Below are 18209 nucleotides of genomic sequence, written 5' to 3' on the forward strand. Positions count from 1 at the left end.
TTTTTATTATTAACTCTGATATATCTGACAGATTATTAATTGTTTATATGATTGCTCGTTGATAATAAATTATTTTTTATTTACCATTTATTGCAAACGGAAAATAAAAATGAAATTAAATGATACTGAAATGGTAAATGCCATCATTGCACCTGTCATCGGTCACGCTTTTCCACAGGGTGAGGATGTTCGCTATGATTCTGATTTTGAAATGGTTGAAGCCGAACTAGCGAAACTGACTAGTGTCTATAAAGATCACAAAACTGATTGGAAATTAGTTCTGCAATTAAGTTATGAATTGCTCACAACCCGTAGTAAAGATCTGCGCATTGTCTGCTGGTATGCATATGCACAACTGAAAGTTAACGGGTTGGTTCGGTTGCCTGCTGTGCTTTTTATGTTGCAAAAAGTAATTGAGCAATACTGGGAACAATGTTTCCCTGTAAAAATCAGAGCTCGTTTAGCCGCATTAATCTGGTTGTTTGACCGCATTGATTACAATGAAAATAAATACGCAGAAAATTTATCCAGCGATGAACTGAACTTACTTATTTTATCTCTGGAATCATGCGATGAAATACTGAACGGAAAATTTGATGGCGAGATTTCTTTTTTACAGCCCAAGCTTCAGCTGTTACGTGATATTCGGCGACGGCAGAACATGAGTAAAATTGAACCGGTTTTAGCTAATCCGGTATCACCAAATCATACTTCGGTGATCGATGTATTGGTTCCTGTTCTGAGTACGATAACGGAAGATAACGATAGTATTCGTATTGCCCGTTATATTCAGGAACAATCCCGTTTACTTACGATTTGGTTTCTTAGTAAAGATTTGGCAGATCCCCGTGCTTACTTACTAACACGTAGCAGCGCATGGTTACAGGTGGTTTCTGCTCCTTTAGCTGATGCGCAAGGTCTTACGAAGTTAAAACCATTAACTGCTAATAAGTTGCAGGAATATCAACAAAAATTGTCAGCAAAAGAGTTTGCTGTGTTGATTCCGGAGCTGGAAGTTAGTTTATCAAAAGCACCCTTCTGGCTGGATGGTCATCACTGGTGTGCTCAGGCGTTGGACGGGTTAGGTCATCATCAGATGGCTAATCACTTACGGGATTATTTATGTTCCTTTCTAAGCAAACATCCCTCATTGCTTGAATTATCTTTTGATGACGGCAGCCCCTTTGCCTCAGAGACAACTAAACTATGGCTCTCAACTGCATCATCAGAGCAGATGACTAATTGTGCAGTCTTCAATAATTCAGCGGATGAACAGCAGCCCTGGTTAATGGCATTAGCTATGGCTCAGGAAAATATTAATCATGATATTTCATGTTTAAAACAAGAAATACGTAGTTTACAGACTCTGGCTAACACTGCGACATCTGGACGAGATAAAACGATGTGGTTATTGGCATTGGCTAAACTCTGTCAACAATATCAGCGTCATGATCTGGCAGTTTTTATTCTGGAAGATATACATCAGTATATTTATCAATTTCGGCTTAATCAGTGGGAACCATTATTAGAGAAAAACGTATTACAGCAACTACTGTTTAGTCTTGAAAAGGTAAATGCTAAACAACATCAGGAAAAAATAAAAGAAATAAAAACAAATCTTTATCGAATGGATATTTCCATCGCGTTTTGACCAGGAGCATAAAATGTCGGGAAAAGAAGGCTCTGTTGCACCGAAAGAGCGGATTAATGTCACCTTCAAACCATCTACTGGTGAAGGGATGGAAGAGCTTGAGTTGCCACTTAAGTTAATGATGATTGGTGATTACACTCTGACAAAAGATGATCGCAAACTTGAAGATCGTAAAGCCATTAATATCAATAAGAACAATTTCAATGAGGTACTGGAAAATCAGAATATTGGTTTAGATCTGCAAGTTCCGAATCGTCTGAGTAACCATGATGTGAATGAAGAAATAGCACTTAGTTTGCGTTTCAAAACATTAAAAGATTTTGACCCGGCGAATCTGGTACAGCAAGTACCAGAAATGAAAGCTCTAATGGAACTCCGTGATGCCTTAGTTGCACTGAAAGGGCCGTTAGGCAACGTACCATCTTTCCGTAAAGCAATTGAAGAAGTTTTGACCAACCAGGATGCCAGAGAAAAAGTGTTGGCTGAGTTGGGAATGGTTGAAAAATAATAATACAGGATACGGGATATGAAACAGAGATTAGGTGAGCAGGTTACAGCAACGCTTGAACCGGTAAATATATTAGACCGTATTATTGCGGAGACCAAGCTGACTCCGCAGGATGAAGCCTATGACATCGCAAAACGGGGTGTCAGCGCATTTATTGAAGAGCTTCTGAAAAGTAAATCTTCTGCGGAACCGGTAAAAAAAGCCTTAGTCGATAAAATGATCGCGGCTATTGATGAAAAGCTCAGTCGTCAGGTAGATGAAATTCTGCACAATACTAAATTTCAGCAAATGGAATCGGCGTGGTGTGGGTTGAAAATGGTGGTTGATCGTACCGATTTTGATCAGAACATTAAGCTGGAAATACTTAACGTTTCTAAAGAGGACCTGCTTGATGATTTTGAGGACGCTTCGGATATTACCCACTCCGGCTTATATAAACATATTTATACCTCAGAATATGGTCAGTTCGGTGGTCAGCCGGTCGGCGCTATTATTGCTAACTATGCATTCGGACCATCCGCACCGGACGTGAAAATATTGCAATACGCCTCTTCTGTTGCTGCGATGTCTCATGCACCTTTTATCTCTGCTGCAGGTCCTAAATTCTTTGGTCTGGAAAGTTATGAGGGTTTGCCAAACATTAAAGATCTGAACGATCATTTTGATGGCCCTCAGTACACCAAATGGCAGAGTTTTCGTGAAACCGAAGACAGTCGTTATGTGGGTTTGACTCTGCCTCGTTTTCTTTTACGTCAGCCATATAGTCCTGAAGATAACCCAGTTAAAACATTTGTTTATCAGGAAGATGTATCGGCGACCCATGAACATTATCTATGGGGTAATTCAGCTTATGCGTTTGCTACCCGTCTGACAGAAAGTTTTGCTAAATATCGCTGGTGTCCAAATATTATCGGCCCTCGTTCCGGTGGCGCAGTAAATGATTTGCCTCTGCATCATTTCGAAAGCATGGGGGAAATTGAAACAAAGATTCCGACAGAGGTATTAGTTTCTGATCGCCGAGAATATCAGTTGGCTGAGCAGGGGTTCATTTCTCTGACAATGAGGAAAGGCTCTGATAATGCCGCTTTCTTTTCTGCTAATTCTGCACAAAAACCAAAGTTTTTTGGTAATAGCGAAGAGGGTAAGAAAGCTGAACTTAATTACAAGCTTGGCACCCAACTGCCGTATATGTTTGTTATATGTCGTTTAGCTCATTACATCAAAGTATTACAGCGTGAGCAGATTGGTTCATGGAAAGAGCGAACTCAGCTGGAAACGGAACTGAATAAGTGGCTGCGCCAGTACATCGCTGATCAGGAAAATCCGCCAGCAGAAGTACGTAGTCGTCGCCCTCTGCGTGCGGCTCAAATCACGGTGGAAGATGTAGATGGTGAACCGGGCTGGTACCGGGTTGGCATCGCCGTACGTCCCCATTTCAAATTTATGGGGGCAGATTTCACTCTTTCCCTTGTCGGTAAGCTTGATAAGGAATAAGCGTGGGCTACGGCAGTCTGTTTGAAAGGCTGAACGGTGAAACGGTTGGCCGCAATTCACAGCTGACCGAAGAGAGTCTGGCCGCGTCGATACTGAATCATTTGAATAAGCTGCTGCAGACACGGCAGGGAACTGTTCTTTGCCTGCCTGATTATGGTTTACCTGACTTAAATGATGGGAATGCCAGTATCTATGACTCAATTAACCGGATCCGTCGTCATGTGGGCTGGATTATCAGTCGATATGAGCCTCGTTTGAGTGGTATTCGGGTGATATATGTGCCTGATGCGGGATCTCTGCTTGCGCTGAGGTTCCGCATTACAGGAACAATGCAGAAAGATGGTCTGGTGGCTCCGCTGACTGTGGGGGTGGACGTGTATAGTGGTTCTGAATTGAGGTTGCAACGTGTCGTTTAACCAATATTTCCAGAGTGAGTTACTGGCGTTGAAAGAGTTAGGGCAGGATTTTTCCCGGAAGAATCCTGCTCTGGCTCCTTTTCTCAGTCAGGATGGCCGCGATCCCGATGTGGAACGCCTATTTGAGGGATTTGCATTTATCTCCGGCCGTTTGCGGCAGAAGCTAGATGATGAGCTGCCTGAGTTAAGCCATTCATTACTACAACTTCTTTGGCCGAACTATCTGCGTCCGGTTCCCAGTTTTGGCATGCTGGAATTTAAACCGGTGCATCAGGCAAATCAGATCCCTGTCGTACCGAAAGGTGCTTGCATGTCCTCAACTGCAGGCAAATCAGCCAATGGTCAGTTTCAGACTTGTTTTGACACGGCATTACAGCCGTTGCAAATAGAAGGGGTTAGTTTCTATCCGCAGGGGGATGCAGGTGTTATTCAGTTGGAATTAACACCGATAGCAGATGTATCCATTGCTGATTTGTTTCTTTCTTCTTTGCGTCTGCACTTTGCGGGTGAACGTGCGGTTACTACGTCTCTTTATTTCAGTCTGCTGCAACTGACACAGCGTGTTTTATTGCTGCTGAAAGATGAGCAGGGGCAAGTTCTGGAACAGCTGACGCTTGAGCATTCGCAGATCCGTCCGGTTGGTTTCAGTAAAGATGAGCGGTTGCTGGATTATCCGCTTAACTGTTTCGATGGTTATGTACTGCTACAGGAGTATTTCTCTTTTCCTCAGAAATTCTTGTTTGTGGAAGTGGGGGGATTATCCATGCTGCAATTCTGCAAACAGCAAGCACAAGCCCGCAGCATTGAGTTGCAGTTTGAACTATCGCGTACACCAATGATGCATTTTCAACCGAAGAAAGAGAATGTGCATTTATATTGCTCGCCGGTTGCAAATGTTTTCAACACTCATGCGATCCCGATTCGTTACGATCAGCGCCAGACTGAATATAAAGTAATTCCGGCGGACATTGGTCTGGACACATCCAGTATCATTTCGATTAATACGGTAACCGGTTGGTTGCCCGGTAACATTGGTATGCGGGAATTCAATCAGTTCGAAAGTTTTCGTAATCATGATTGTGACGACGGGAATGCTTATTTCCGGGCGCGTTACAAGCCGGGGATTGGCAATCACGGCACGGAAACCTGGCTGAGTTTTAATAATACTCAGGCGGGGGAGCAAATGGCGGAAACGATTTCTGTCGATCTTACATGCTGCGATCACTCATTGGCCCATCATATAAACGTGGGGGATATCACTGTGGCGGGTGATGGGATGCCGCAATTCGCTTCTTTCCGGAATATCACTCCATTGTCAGCTACCTATCCTCCACCCATGTCGGGCGATATTTTATGGCGGATCATCTCCAATATGTCGTTGAATTATCAGTCTCTGGCAGATGTACAGGCTTTGCGTGTAGTGCTGGAAACCTATGACTTCCCTGGTTTCTATGATGATAAGAAAGCACGGCGAACCAGAAAGATGCTGGATGGTATTAAACGGATAACACAGAAGGCCGGTGACCGAATTTGGCAGGGATTGCCGGTACGGGGAATGCGTACTGAAATTGAAATGGATGTGTCTCACTTCCTCTGTGAAGGTGACATGTTTTTATTTGCTGCAATTCTGAATGAGTTTTTCTGCAGTTTTACCAGCCTTAATACATTTCATCAGTTACAGGTGAAAAGTAGTGATGGAGTGATTTACTCATGGGCACCGCGTATGGGTCAGCAAGTACTGAGCTGATGGCGGGCCCCTTTGCCGGATCAGTCAGACGTTACAATTTGTTTCAGGCTATCGACTTGAGCTGTAAATGGCTGTCACAAGTCAATCAGATCGATGAAGAGCAGGCATATGGGCTGATTGCTTTTGCGGGGAACAGTTCACTGGCCTTTCCGAAAAGTGAGATTGAAGAGGTCTTTTTTTATCTGGAACAGGGTGTCGTTCGGGCGAAATTTATCATTAACAGTATCAACCTGTTTGGAGCCGGTTCACCTTTACCTGCGCATTATTACGAACCGATTGCTTACGATGATGAACAAGGGCGTGTCGTCCGTGATTTTATCGATCTGTTTAATCAGCGCTTACAGGCGTTGATTTATCCGATCTGGAAAAAATATCGCTATTACATGCAGTTTGAACCCGCTGCCAAGGATGCTTTTTCTGAGCGGATGTTCGCATTGATCGGGCTGGGATATCAGGAGTTACGGCGTAGCAGTCATATTGAATGGCCTCGCTTATTACCGTATCTGGGGTTGTTGAGTATCAAGGTGCAGTCAGCTGCAGTGCTTGAATCGGTATTGAGGTATTACTTCAATCATAAAGCATTGTTTATTGAACAATGTGTCGTCCGGCGGGTAACTATCCCGGCTGAACAATGGAACCAGCTTGGTCTTGTAAATCATCGGCTGGGACAGAGTCTGGTGTTGGGTGAAAGCATCCTCGATCGGCACACAACATTTCGTATCCATATCCGGGAATTGGACTGGGACACGTTTCATTTTTTTCTGCCCATTGGCGAAGGCTATGCAGTATTGCGTGAGCTGGTGGGTTTTATTTTACGGGAACCACTGGAGTATGACATCCGCTTGTCGATGCCCGATCGGTCATCACAACCGCTGATGCTCTCTGGCAATAATAAGTGTCGGCTGGGCTGGACTACTTGGTTTGGACTAGAAGCTGATGAAGGCACGATAACTGTCGCGGGTAATATAAATGATAACAATTAAATTAGATGAGCTGATTAGTGCTCTGGCTCCTGCTGAAAAGCAGGCGCTGGAACAGGCAGCAAATTACTGTGTAGCGCGGGCGGGAAGTGAAATATTAGTTGAAGACTATTTGCTCGCGTTGCTGGATGGTTCGGATAGCTTCCTGAATAAAGTGTTGCTGCAATTTTCACTGAGTGCTGACACGTTGCGTACCATTCTGCTGGAGTCCGTCGGATACCAGAAAACAGAAAGCCGGAATCCGGTATTCTCAACGTTGTTAGTTAACTGGCTGGAAGAAGCTTTTCTGATAACAAAACTGCAACTGCAACAGTCTTCTATTGCTTGTCTTGCATTATTACTGGCGATTCAGGATCGACCGGAGAAATACGCACGTACCCGCTATGGTCAGTTTTTCTCTGATATTCCCCGCGAAAAGCTGATGGCTTTAATGGATGGTTTGCAGGCGGAAGTTCTGTCTGCCATGTCAGTTTCTGGTGCGGGGAGTGCTCTGCAGCAGTTCACCAAAAGCTACACCCAGCTGGCAAGAGATGGAAAGTTAGATCCGGTGTTGTGCCGGGATGAAGAGATCCGCCAGATTGTGGATATTTTATCGCGTCGTCGTAAAAACAATCCGATTCTGGTTGGTGAAGCCGGGGTTGGTAAAACCGCCGTAGTGGAGGGGTTGGCACAGCACGTCATCGCGGGGCTGGTGCCACCTGCATTGACGGGGATTGAACTGCTGGAACTGGATATGGGGTTGTTGCAAGCCGGAGCCAGTGTAAAGGGTGAATTTGAGCGACGTCTTAAGGCGGTCATTGATGAGGTCAACGCATCACCTAAGCCAATTGTGTTATTTATCGATGAAGCACATACCCTGATAGGTGCCGGTGGTCAGGCGGGTGGCGGTGATGCGGCTAATCTATTGAAACCGGCTCTGGCTCGCGGAACTCTGCGTACACTGGCTGCAACTACATGGTCAGAATACAAAAAATATTTTGAGAAAGACCCTGCTCTGGCACGTCGGTTCCAGCCCGTTCAGGTACTGGAACCGACTATTACTCAGGCAACAACCATCCTGCGCGGCTTAGTCTCCCGTTACGAAGTCGCGCATGATGTCTATCTGCGCGATGATGCTGTCGTGACAGCCGCAGAATTATCCGCGCGTTATTTATCAGGCCGTCAGTTGCCGGATAAGGCAATTGATTTGCTGGATACTGCATGTGCCCGGGTAAAAAACAGCCAGCATGCAACCCCCATACGTCTGCAGGCCATCGCGACTTCCCTGGCTGAAAAACAGCGTTTGCAGACGGCATTATTGCGTGATCAGCAGCATGGTTTGCCTGTCGAACCAGGACAACTGGCTGCTCTGGAACGTCAGATCCCGCAGTTGGAACAAGAACACGCTGAATTGTCTGCACACTGGCAAGAGCAAAAAACGCTGGTGGCACAGTTGGTTGCCAGTCGTAATCCTGAGGTTTCATCACTGCTGTCTGCAGCAGATAATCAGTCGGAAATTACCGCTGAGCTTGTGGATGTGGATGTCGAGGCTCCTGAAACTGTTCTGGCCGCATTAGCCGAATTGCAGCAGTCACAAGGCATTCTGATCCATCATGAAGTGACACCACAAGTTGTGGCGGAAGTTATTTCCAGTTGGACAGCCATTCCGGTAGAAAATCTGATTGAAGCGCCATCTGCACGGGTTGTTGAATTCGCCGATCGACTACGAGCCCGTATCCGTGGTCAGGCTCATGCGGTTTCATTAATTGAACGAGCTGTAAAAGCCACTGCGGCCGGGTTGGGTAATCCTCTGGCGCCAACAGGGGTGTTCCTGCTGGCAGGGCCAAGTGGTGTTGGTAAAACTGAAACCGCGGTTGCTGTTGCCGAACTGCTGTATGGCGGTGAACGTTTTCTGACCACGATTAATATGTCTGAATTTCAGGAAAAGCATTCGCTTTCCCGTCTGATCGGTTCTCCACCCGGATATGTGGGGTATGGTGAAGGTGGAATATTAACCGAAGCCGTCCGTCAACGACCATATTCAGTGATTTTGCTGGATGAGGTGGAAAAAGCTGACCCTGACATTCTGAATCTTTTTTATCAAATCTTTGATAAAGGCATCGCCAATGATGGTGAAGGCCGGGTAATCAATTTCCGCAATACCCTGATTTTTATGACATCAAATCTGGCATCAGCAGAGATCAGCTCGCTGGCAGCCGGTGAAACGCCGGTAATGACCGATTCGATAACAGAAACGATCCGTCCGGTGCTGGCTAAACATTTTAAACCTGCATTGCTGGCACGCATGAACATTATTCCTTATCTGCCAATTGCAAACGATGTGATGCATGAACTGGTGTTGCTGCGCTTGCAGAAACTGTCGCAACGGATTGCATCCCGCGGAATCGCGTTGACCTTTGACGCTGCGGTGGTAACGGCCATTGCCGAGAGCTGCACCCGGACTGACACCGGTGCCCGGAATATCGATTTTCTGGTTAATAACTATCTGTTACCGGCAATTTCAGATCGCATTCTGAAAGCGCTGACGCAGCAGGAAAATATCCGCGGCATTCGGGTAGTACAGGATGAATACGGTAATTTTGAACTGATTATCGGGTAACCCCAAACATGACAATTACAAATAATAAAGCCGCTCAGCGGCAAGAGCCGGATAACCCATACGCTTTAATTGGGAGCAGTCAGTTGATGAAACAGGTTTATCGCCTGATTTCCAAGGTGCTTCATAGTGAAGCCAACATCCTTTTAACTGGTGAAACAGGCACCGGAAAGGAGTTGGTGGCTCGCGCTATTCATGAATATGGTCACCGACGTACACAGCCTTTTGTTGTACAGAACTGCGCCAGCTTGCCTGACGGGCTATTGGAAAGTGAACTGTTTGGTTATAAAAAAGGGGCATTTACAGGTGCCGATCGCAATCACCTAGGAATGTTTGATGCTGCTCATAACGGCATCCTGTTTCTGGATGAAATCGGTGATCTGCCGTTAATACTGCAAGCGAAATTGTTGCGGGTGTTACAGGAGCAGGAAATTCGTCCACTGGGTGATACGCAGTATCACAAAATCAATGTCCGGGTGATTGCCGCAACGCATCGGAATCTGGAGGAGATGGTTGCACTGGGGGAGTTCCGCAGCGATCTCTATTACCGGTTAGCTCATTTTCCTATTGAGTTACCGCCGTTGCGGGAACGGGAAGGTGACATAAAGAAATTAGCCTATTCATTTCTCCGTGAGATTGCCATGCGTGAACGTCGTGGAGAAATGAGGTTGTCAGCCGCTGCTGAAAAAGCATTGCAGAATTATGACTTCCCGGGAAATGTCCGCGAGCTGAAAAGTATGATTGAGCGAGCGATTTTGCTGGCTGATGATACCGATACCATTGAATGTCATCATTTCCCTAATATTCAGGGCGTTATATCACCGGAATCATCACCTGTACACGGTGGCATGCTGAAAGAACTGGTCGATCATTATGAGCGGCAGGTGTTGATTGAAAGCCTGAAAAAACATCATGGTAATCAGAAAAATACGGCTATTGCACTCGGTGTTGCCCGCCGGACACTGCTCTACAAACTCAGTAAACATAACATTAATTCCCGGAACTGGAGGGCATGATGCGTCTTGTTATTTCTTTTTGTCTGGTCTGTTTGCTGGTAACAGCATGCAGTAAGCGTGAAGGGTATCGTTATCTGGGGGATACAGCCCCAAACCAGGCAATCACTCAGCAAAATCAACAAGATGAGCAGGAATAAATCATGCCGCTGATTTTAGATCTGGTGAATGCTGAGGGGCAGTCATCTGCACAAAAGAGTTCGGTCACTTTCCGGAATGCCGGAGGAACTATTGGCCGGGCAGACTCTGCTACCTGGATGCTGGCTGATCGCAGCCGGCATATTTCAGGGGTTCATGCAGAAATCAGTTATGAAGAGGGTGTTTATTATCTGACTGATCGCAGCACGAACGGTATCTATGATGTCGCTAAAAATGCCCGCCTGCAAAAAAATGAAGATTATCCGATCGCGCATGGGGACCGTTTCCGGATGGGCAGTTTTGTTTTTAAGGCCCGCGTATTACAGGATGCGGATCATTTTGAACACCAGATCATGGGTGAGCCATCCTCTGTTTCAGCGTTGATTCCGGATGATGAGTTTCTGGATACAGATCCATTGGCCATGCTGAATGCTCCGGAGATACCTTCAGAAGATTTTGAGCTGGGTGAGTTCTCTGTGCGCAGAGACGATAATTTTGCGTTGAATGAATCCTTTGATGATCTCGATGAACCATTCTTGTCACCGACATTGGCTTCTGTGCCTTTGGCTAAGGAAGAACAGGCGATGCTTGCTGCATTAGATATCTCAAATCCGATCCCAGTGCGCCCGGTACCGCTTAAACCTGAAAAGACTGGATCTCCGGTTGCCGGTTCCCCAGCTTCGGCTCATGCACCGGACTCTGCACAACGTGTGTTGCAGGTGCTTGGGAGCGCGATGGATTTTGATTTCGGCAAGCTGACTCAGGATGAGCTGGATTCGGTATTACAAAATCTGGGAGTACTGACGAAACACGCGGTTCAGGGATTACAGCAGGTGCTGCGAACACGGGCCGACATTAAAAATAAACTGCGTCTTGGCAGCACCATGGTACAGGAAAGCGGGAATAACCCACTGAAATTACCAGGTAATTACACGCAGACCCTGAATTGCATGTTACTGGGGCAGATTGGTTATTTATCTGGTCCGCAGGCTGTGCGTCAGGCATTGAAAGATATTCAGGCACATCAGGTTTCCAGTTTTGCCGCCAGTCGGACCATCCTTGATTCGGTGTTTGAGCAATTCTCACCCACACAGTTGGTCTATCGTTTTGAGACCGCCGGGAAGCCAGGGAAATGGGGCAGTAAAGACGCTTACTACTGGCAACAATATCAATTACATCATCAGAAAATGTCTGGCGATCAGGAATGGCGGCAGAGTCAGTTTATTAAAGACTACGCACGGGTTTATGAAGAGCAGGCGCAGTATATCAATGCCGCCTGGTCAGAGTTGGATGCACGGTGATAACAATGAAAAATAAATTCTTCATGGCTGCTTGTGGTGTGTTTTTGTCGGCCTGCAGTAGTACGCCCGATCCAACTTTACTGGATCTGACGATGACGGCAGATGCCGATTTGAATCCGGATTTAACCAGTCGTCCATCGCCGATGATCGTTAAGCTGGTTGAGCTCAAATCACATACAGCATTCGGAAATGCAGACTATTTCGCATTGGCCGGAAATACCAAAAACACACTGGGTCCGGATTATGTCGCTGAGGAAGTATTGCCAGTTCGGCCCGGTGAGAGCAAAACACTCAAATTACGTCTTCATCCGGGATCCCGCTTTATCGGCGTGATTGCTGAATACCGGGCGTTGGATAAAGCGGTCTGGCGGTATGTGATCCAGCCTGAAAAAGAGGATTTTTCTGCTATTCGTTTAGCGTTAACCAGAGATGCAATCCGTCCACTGACTCCGGCACAGTATGAAGATAAGCAAGGCAGTGCCACTGCTCTGAATGTCTCTCAGATAGAACAAAAAACCACAGGTGTCGCGTCAAATTCAGCGGTGAATTTGCAGTAACAGCGTTGCAGCATCCGTAGTAAGCCTTTTTTAATTTAGATATAGCTGAATAACATAATAATACGGGATAAAAATGGAAAGAATCGTTTGGCGCGAGGGGATGCTATTACGGCCACAGCATCTCCAGCAGCAAGATCATTATTATCAGCATCAGTTCCGGGAACTGTTGCAGATGACCTCGCCCTGTAACTGGGGATTCTTTGAGGCCGAAATTGATAAACAATACCTGATGATGGGGAAGGTCGTGGTGTCCCGGGCGGCAGGTATTCTGCCGGATGGCGCTCTCTTCCGGATTGGTGAAAATGATCATCCGGCTGTGGAGGTTAAAAAAGATCTCTACGATGCGGTGGTATATCTGGCATTACCATTAGTCACTGGCAACGCCGTTGAAAATCGTCTTGCTGAAGAGCACCAGGTTGTTACCCCGTTTGTCAGTTTTGAAAAACTGGCCTATGACACCAACTACGGCGAGCGTAACAGTTGTGCCGTACTTTGCTGTCGTCATGATTTTCGCTTACTGGTAGAGCCGGCTGGCGGTAATAATGAGCTGCCGGATGAGGCCAGCTGGATCAAAATGCCGCTGTGCCGGATCTCTGATGTCAGCGCCGATGGGTTTGTCACGCTGGATGAGCATTTTCAGCCCAGTTTTCTGCATTTTGGCGAATGTGCACCCTATCAGGGCTATCTGCGGGAATTAGTGAATCTGCTGGCACACCGCGGCGATACGCTGGCGGGACGTATCCGCAATACCGGCCGTTTTGGTACATCAGAAGTAGGCGATTTTCTGATGCTGGCGCTCATTAACCGGAATGAAACCCGGTTGCGTCATTTGATGCAGTTCAGACAGATACATCCGGAACGTGTTTTTATGGAAATGGTCTCGCTGCATAGTGAGCTGGCCTCGTTCAATGGTGATAGTCGTCGTCCTCTGAATGAGTTGAGCTACATCCATACCGCACAGTATGCCTGTTTCCACCGTGTGATGAATGAATTACGTCTGCATCTGAGTCAGGTGATTGAACAACATGCGGTTGAATTACCGCTGCAATCCCGGAAATACGGCATTCTGGTTTCCCCGTTACAAGACAGAACGTTACTTGATAATTCACAGTTCGTACTGACGGCGCAGGCCGATTGTGAGCAGGAACAATTACGTAACCGTTTACCTGCCCAAATGAAAGTGGGGCCGGTTGAACAGATCCGTCAGATGGTGAATCTGCATTTGCCCGGCATTAATCTGCGCCCGCTGGCCGCAGCGCCTCGTCAGTTGCCATTCCATGCCCGCCATATTTATTTTTCACTGGAATTAGATGCGGCTATGCGCGCCCAACTGGAGAGTTCCGGTGGTTTCGCGCTGCATGTAGCTGGTGAATTTCCTGAACTGCAACTCAGTCTCTGGGCTATAAGGAATAACTAAAATGGCGATGGCTAATTCGGAACATACTGTATTTCTTGGGCACAGAGAAACGGATGACGAAGAGATCATCGTCCCGTTACCCAAGACAAAATCGAATGCGGCAGTCCGTTATCAGCAACTGGATGATCGCATGATTTACGCGGCCCGCCTGCGTGATGAAAAAATGCTGAACGTTGGGACCAACCCGTTACTGGCGGCAGCGTCACCGCTGTTTCAGGCCATTGCTGACGTTTCCTCTGAAGGGTATGCCGCTCCGGCAGGACTCAAAGAAGAACTGGTAAAGCGAATTAAAGATTTTGAATTCATGGCGTTATCACAAGGATGTGACAACACGGAAATTATCGCATCGCGTTATGTTCTGTGTACGGCGCTGGATGAAGCGATTACGACCAAACCCTGGAGCACCCGTCTGGAGTGGACGAAAAACAGTCTGCTGATAATCTTCCATAATGAAGCTAACGGCGGGGAAAAACTCTTCCAGCTATTGGATAAGTTATCCCGTAATCCAACCAGACATATCAATGTGTTAGAACTGATCTATGTCTTTTTAAGTCTGGGCTATGAAGGGAAATACCGGGTTCTGCAACGCGGCTTATCTGAACTGGACGCAATCCGTAACAGCCTGTATCGCCAGATACGCATGATCCGGGGGGAGCAACAAAAAGATCTGGCCATTAACTGGCAACCGGTAGTGTCCGGAAGGCAAAAGCTGCCTGTTTATATACCCGTCTGGCTGATTGTGGTGATGGCGTTGTGCTGTCTGGGGCTGGTCTACGCAGGTTTTGATTATGTGCTGGAACAACAGACGCACGTCATTACCAATATGTATCAGGACGCAGGTCAGAAACAAGGACACAACGCACAATGAAAAATCTCTTCCGCAGATTGATCCACACATTAAAACAAACATGGTGCTGGACGTTGTTGCTGACATTCGTTGGCGGTGCTCTGGTATTTTTCATCGGTCCGCTGATTGCGATCGCTGGCCGAACGATTCTGGCCGCACTGGAAACCCGCATAGTGGTCATGATCCTGCTGCTGGCTTTCTGGCTGGTCGCTTTGCTGGTGGCACAGCCACTGCGGAAGCGTCGTCGTCGCCGGATGCTCAATGCGGAACAGCTGAAAACAGAACTGGAAAACGATGAGCAGATCGATGATGAGTTACACATACTGAAAGAACGGTTAAACAACGCAATCCATGTCATAAAACATGCCAGTTTTTATGGCAAGCGCCGAGCCTCCCGTTATGAATTACCCTGGTATCTGCTGATGGGAGATCAAAACAGCGGGAAGACGGCATTACTGGAAAATTCCGGGGTTGATTTTCCGCTGAATAAAACCGATGAGCGTATGACCCGGGATATCGGGCATACCCGCTACTGCGACTGGTATTTTGCCAATCAGGCCGTGATGATTGATGCCGGTGGCCGTTATATGGTACAGGAAGAAAATTCAGTCGCTGAGCGGGTCTGGCCGCAATTCCTGCAAATGCTTTATCAGAAGCGCCGTCGTCGCCCGCTGAACGGGATTGTGTTTACGCTGGATGTAGGACAATTACTGAATCAGGACGAAGGTGCTCTGGAACAATATGCCCGTACTGTTCGTGGCCGGATGCAGCAAATCCAGTCACAACTCAGCTCGGATATCCCGGTTTATCTGGTGCTGAGTAAAGGCGACTATCTGGAGGGATTTAATGCCTTCTTTGAGCACCTGACCAAAGAAGAACGGGAACAGATTGTCGGGGTTACTTTCAAAGAAAACAGTGATGGTACTCAGGTCGATGTATTACGCACTGAATTTGAAGAGCTGATCCGTCGTATCAACGATATGGTGTTATCGCGTATTCATCACGAACGGGATGTGAAACGACGTGGCGATATTATCCGTTTCCCGCTGCAATTTGCGGCGATAGTAGAACCATTGGCTCTGTTTGTTGAAATTGCCTTTGGCCGTAACCGCTATCATTTACCCACCCGCTTACGTGGTATCTATCTGACCAGTGCACCACATATTGACGTGAACCAACCGCTGAATGAAACCACGGTCAGCATTGGTCGTAATATCGGTCTGCAGCGGGATCTTTTGCCATTCACTTCGCCAAACCGGGGTTTCTTTATTCGCCGGGTGCTGGAAGATATTGTCTTTAATGAGGGGGATCTGGCGACTATTGATACCCGTTATGACCGTGGTATGCGATGGACTAATCGTTTTGCCTGCCTGTGTGCTTTTGTTGTGGTGTTAGGCATCGGCTCAACCTGGATGCGCGTATTCCATGATAACAGTTCCCGTCAGCAAATATTGCGCGATCTGCATATGAAAGTAGAACATGAGCAGCAGAAAATACCGCCTGTATCGGATACGCCAGCCGTCTTACCGGTATTAAGTACATTGCGGCAAGCGACAGAAATTTATCCGCAAAGTAACCGGGCTGACTGGATTAATAAACTCAGCCTGCATCAGGGTAACCGAATTAATCCGGTCGTGGATAAAGCCTACGAGCAACAACTGCGTCAGCTGATGCTGCCGAAAATTAAGCTGTTACTGGAAGAGCAGTTGCGGGCAGGCACCGATGATCGTGATTACCTGTTAAAGGCGTTACGGGCATATCTGATGCTGCATGACAAACCGCATCTGGATAATAACTACCTGCGTCAGTGGATCAGTTTGTCCTGGGCGGATTTATATAGCGGTCAGGCAACATTGCAAAAAAGTCTGCTGGATCATTTCGACAAATTGCTGAGTATTGGCTTTGAACCGCTCGACATTGATTATCGTCTGGTTGAAGACACGCAGCATCTGCTGAAACAGGAGTCTCCCGCCCGGCTGGTTTACCGCATGATCAAGGAAGATCCGCTGGCGGTAACTTTGCCCGCTGTTCATTTTGATGATGTGCAGGGACTGCAGTATCACAGTTTTACCGGTGGTGACTACGGCATTCCCGGGCTCTATACCCAGCGTGGATATCAGGATGTTTTCCTGCGGAAAGGATTAGCTTTAATTAAAGACATCATGCGTGATAACTGGGTTCTGGGGACCTCAGATGACATGAGCGAGCGGGAATTCCAGAAAATTTATGCCGATGTTGAAAATCTCTATTTTCAGGATTACATCAGTTACTGGAATGAAGCTATTGGCCAGTTGCAGCTGAAAGCGATGAGCGATATCACCGATGCCAGTAATACGCTGAATAATCTGAATAACAATCAGCCTGTACAGCGGGTGCTGGCATTGATCCGTGATAACACGCTGTTCAAATTGTCAGAATCAATTGCAGACGAAGCTGAAAATGCCGTGCTGAAGAAAACCGGGAAGGGCAAACTGGCCAAAGCACTGGTTGCGCAGGCTGGTTCGGCGCTCGAGGAAGCGCAGAACAAGGGACCGAAACAGGCGCTTGCACTGAAATTTGCGCCCTTCCATCAGCTGGTTCAGGAAAACGGGACGCCTAATCCGGCATTACAGGATGCATTTACAGCTCTGAATGCGATCCAGTCAATGTTTACTGCTCTTGCTCATGCACCGGATCAGGATGCGGCAGCTTATCAGCTGGCAAGTAACCGTATGTCGGGACAACCAGATGAACTGACCCGGATCCGTATCGCTGCTGATCGGTTACCGGAACCTATCCGGACATGGTTTATTGATATCGGTGATCAGACCTGGCGTATGACACTGGATAAAGCCGCCGATTATGTACAGATGCAGTATCGCACCGATGTACTTACTGTTTATGACAACACCATCAAGGGACGTTATCCGTTTGCTGACTCGGATAAGGATGTAACTCTGGGTGATTTCAATGAATTCTTCAAAAAAGATGGTGTTCTGGATCAGTTCGTTTCCGGCCCGCTGAAGCCGTTCTTTCTTGTGCGCGGTGGCGAATTGCTGTCCCGTTCCATTGATGGACAAAGCATTCGCATGAGTCGTTCTTCGCTGCAGCAGTTTCAGCGGGCAGCTCAGATCCAGAAAGCATTCTTTACGGAGGCTGGTGGCCAGGCCGGGATGAACTTTAAAGTTCAGCCGCTGGAATTGGATCCCGGTGCGCTGAAGTCGGAGTTTGCTTATTCCGGGCAGTCACTGATTTATCAGCATGGTCCGATTGTACCGATAGATCTGCGTTGGCCAGTGGCACAGGGTAATGGTACCGCCAATATATCCATGCAGGATCTGAATGGTCGCGAAACGTTACTGACCAAACAGAGTGGGGCCTGGTCACTATTCCGGTTGTTGGATCATTGCGTTGTCAGAACACATGACGGAGAAGATCAGCTGGTGGTCATCATCGATAATCAGGGTGTTCAGGCTCAGTATCTGTTCTCCGGTGATCACAGCCCGAATCCGCTGAAACGCACGTTACTGACTGGTTTTGCACTATCAGACCGTCTGTGAGTCAG

13 protein-coding genes are annotated in these 18209 nt (G+C 47.1%); all 13 read left to right on the top strand.

Annotated elements, in window-relative coordinates; translation table 11 throughout:
- Nucleotides 1-109 precede the first annotated feature (109 nt).
- Nucleotides 110-1651 (top strand): type VI secretion system protein TssA, encoded by a 1542-nt coding sequence (tssA, locus tag TOLA_RS01045; RefSeq protein ID WP_012728422.1) that lies wholly within the window; start codon nt 110-112, stop codon nt 1649-1651.
- A gap of 13 nt (nt 1652-1664) precedes the next feature.
- Complete coding sequence (tssB, locus tag TOLA_RS01050) at nt 1665-2159, top strand: type VI secretion system contractile sheath small subunit (protein WP_012728423.1); 495 nt, start codon at nt 1665-1667, stop codon at nt 2157-2159.
- 18 nt (nt 2160-2177) lie between these two features.
- Nucleotides 2178-3653 (top strand): type VI secretion system contractile sheath large subunit, encoded by a 1476-nt coding sequence (gene tssC, locus TOLA_RS01055; RefSeq protein ID WP_012728424.1) that lies wholly within the window; start codon nt 2178-2180, stop codon nt 3651-3653.
- 2 nt (nt 3654-3655) lie between these two features.
- Nucleotides 3656-4069, top strand: a complete 414-nt coding sequence (gene tssE, locus TOLA_RS01060; protein WP_012728425.1) for a type VI secretion system baseplate subunit TssE — start codon at nt 3656-3658, stop codon at nt 4067-4069.
- Nucleotides 4059-5816: a type VI secretion system baseplate subunit TssF gene (tssF, locus tag TOLA_RS01065; RefSeq protein ID WP_012728426.1), complete on the top strand. Its 1758-nt coding sequence runs from the start codon at nt 4059-4061 to the stop codon at nt 5814-5816. Before tssE ends, tssF begins: the two co-directional genes overlap by 11 nt.
- Nucleotides 5780-6799, top strand: a complete 1020-nt coding sequence (gene tssG, locus TOLA_RS01070) for a type VI secretion system baseplate subunit TssG (protein WP_012728427.1) — start codon at nt 5780-5782, stop codon at nt 6797-6799. The genes tssF and tssG overlap by 37 nt, the downstream gene beginning before the upstream one ends.
- Complete coding sequence (gene tssH / locus TOLA_RS01075) at nt 6786-9395, top strand: type VI secretion system ATPase TssH (protein ID WP_012728428.1); 2610 nt, start codon at nt 6786-6788, stop codon at nt 9393-9395. Before tssG ends, tssH begins: the two co-directional genes overlap by 14 nt.
- 8 nt (nt 9396-9403) lie before the next feature.
- A complete protein-coding gene (locus tag TOLA_RS01080; RefSeq protein ID WP_012728429.1) occupies nt 9404-10408 on the top strand; it encodes a sigma-54 interaction domain-containing protein in 1005 nt (334 codons plus the stop codon).
- Between the two features lie 140 nt (nt 10409-10548).
- Entirely contained in the window at nt 10549-11844 is a 1296-nt protein-coding gene (tagH, locus tag TOLA_RS01085) for a type VI secretion system-associated FHA domain protein TagH (protein ID WP_012728431.1), read from the top strand.
- A gap of 5 nt (nt 11845-11849) precedes the next feature.
- Nucleotides 11850-12401: a type VI secretion system lipoprotein TssJ gene (gene tssJ, locus TOLA_RS01090; RefSeq protein WP_012728432.1), complete on the top strand. Its 552-nt coding sequence runs from the start codon at nt 11850-11852 to the stop codon at nt 12399-12401.
- 73 nt (nt 12402-12474) lie between these two features.
- Nucleotides 12475-13818, top strand: coding sequence for a type VI secretion system baseplate subunit TssK (tssK, locus tag TOLA_RS01095; RefSeq protein WP_012728433.1), 1344 nt, complete (start codon nt 12475-12477; stop codon nt 13816-13818).
- A gap of 1 nt (nt 13819) precedes the next feature.
- A complete protein-coding gene (gene icmH / locus TOLA_RS01100) occupies nt 13820-14686 on the top strand; it encodes a type IVB secretion system protein IcmH/DotU (RefSeq protein WP_012728434.1) in 867 nt (288 codons plus the stop codon).
- Entirely contained in the window at nt 14683-18204 is a 3522-nt protein-coding gene (tssM, locus tag TOLA_RS01105) for a type VI secretion system membrane subunit TssM (RefSeq protein ID WP_012728435.1), read from the top strand. The genes icmH and tssM overlap by 4 nt, the downstream gene beginning before the upstream one ends.
- Nucleotides 18205-18209 lie beyond the last annotated feature (5 nt).

It is taken from the genome of Tolumonas auensis DSM 9187, assembly GCF_000023065.1.
In the GTDB taxonomy this organism is placed as follows: domain Bacteria; phylum Pseudomonadota; class Gammaproteobacteria; order Enterobacterales; family Aeromonadaceae; genus Tolumonas; species Tolumonas auensis.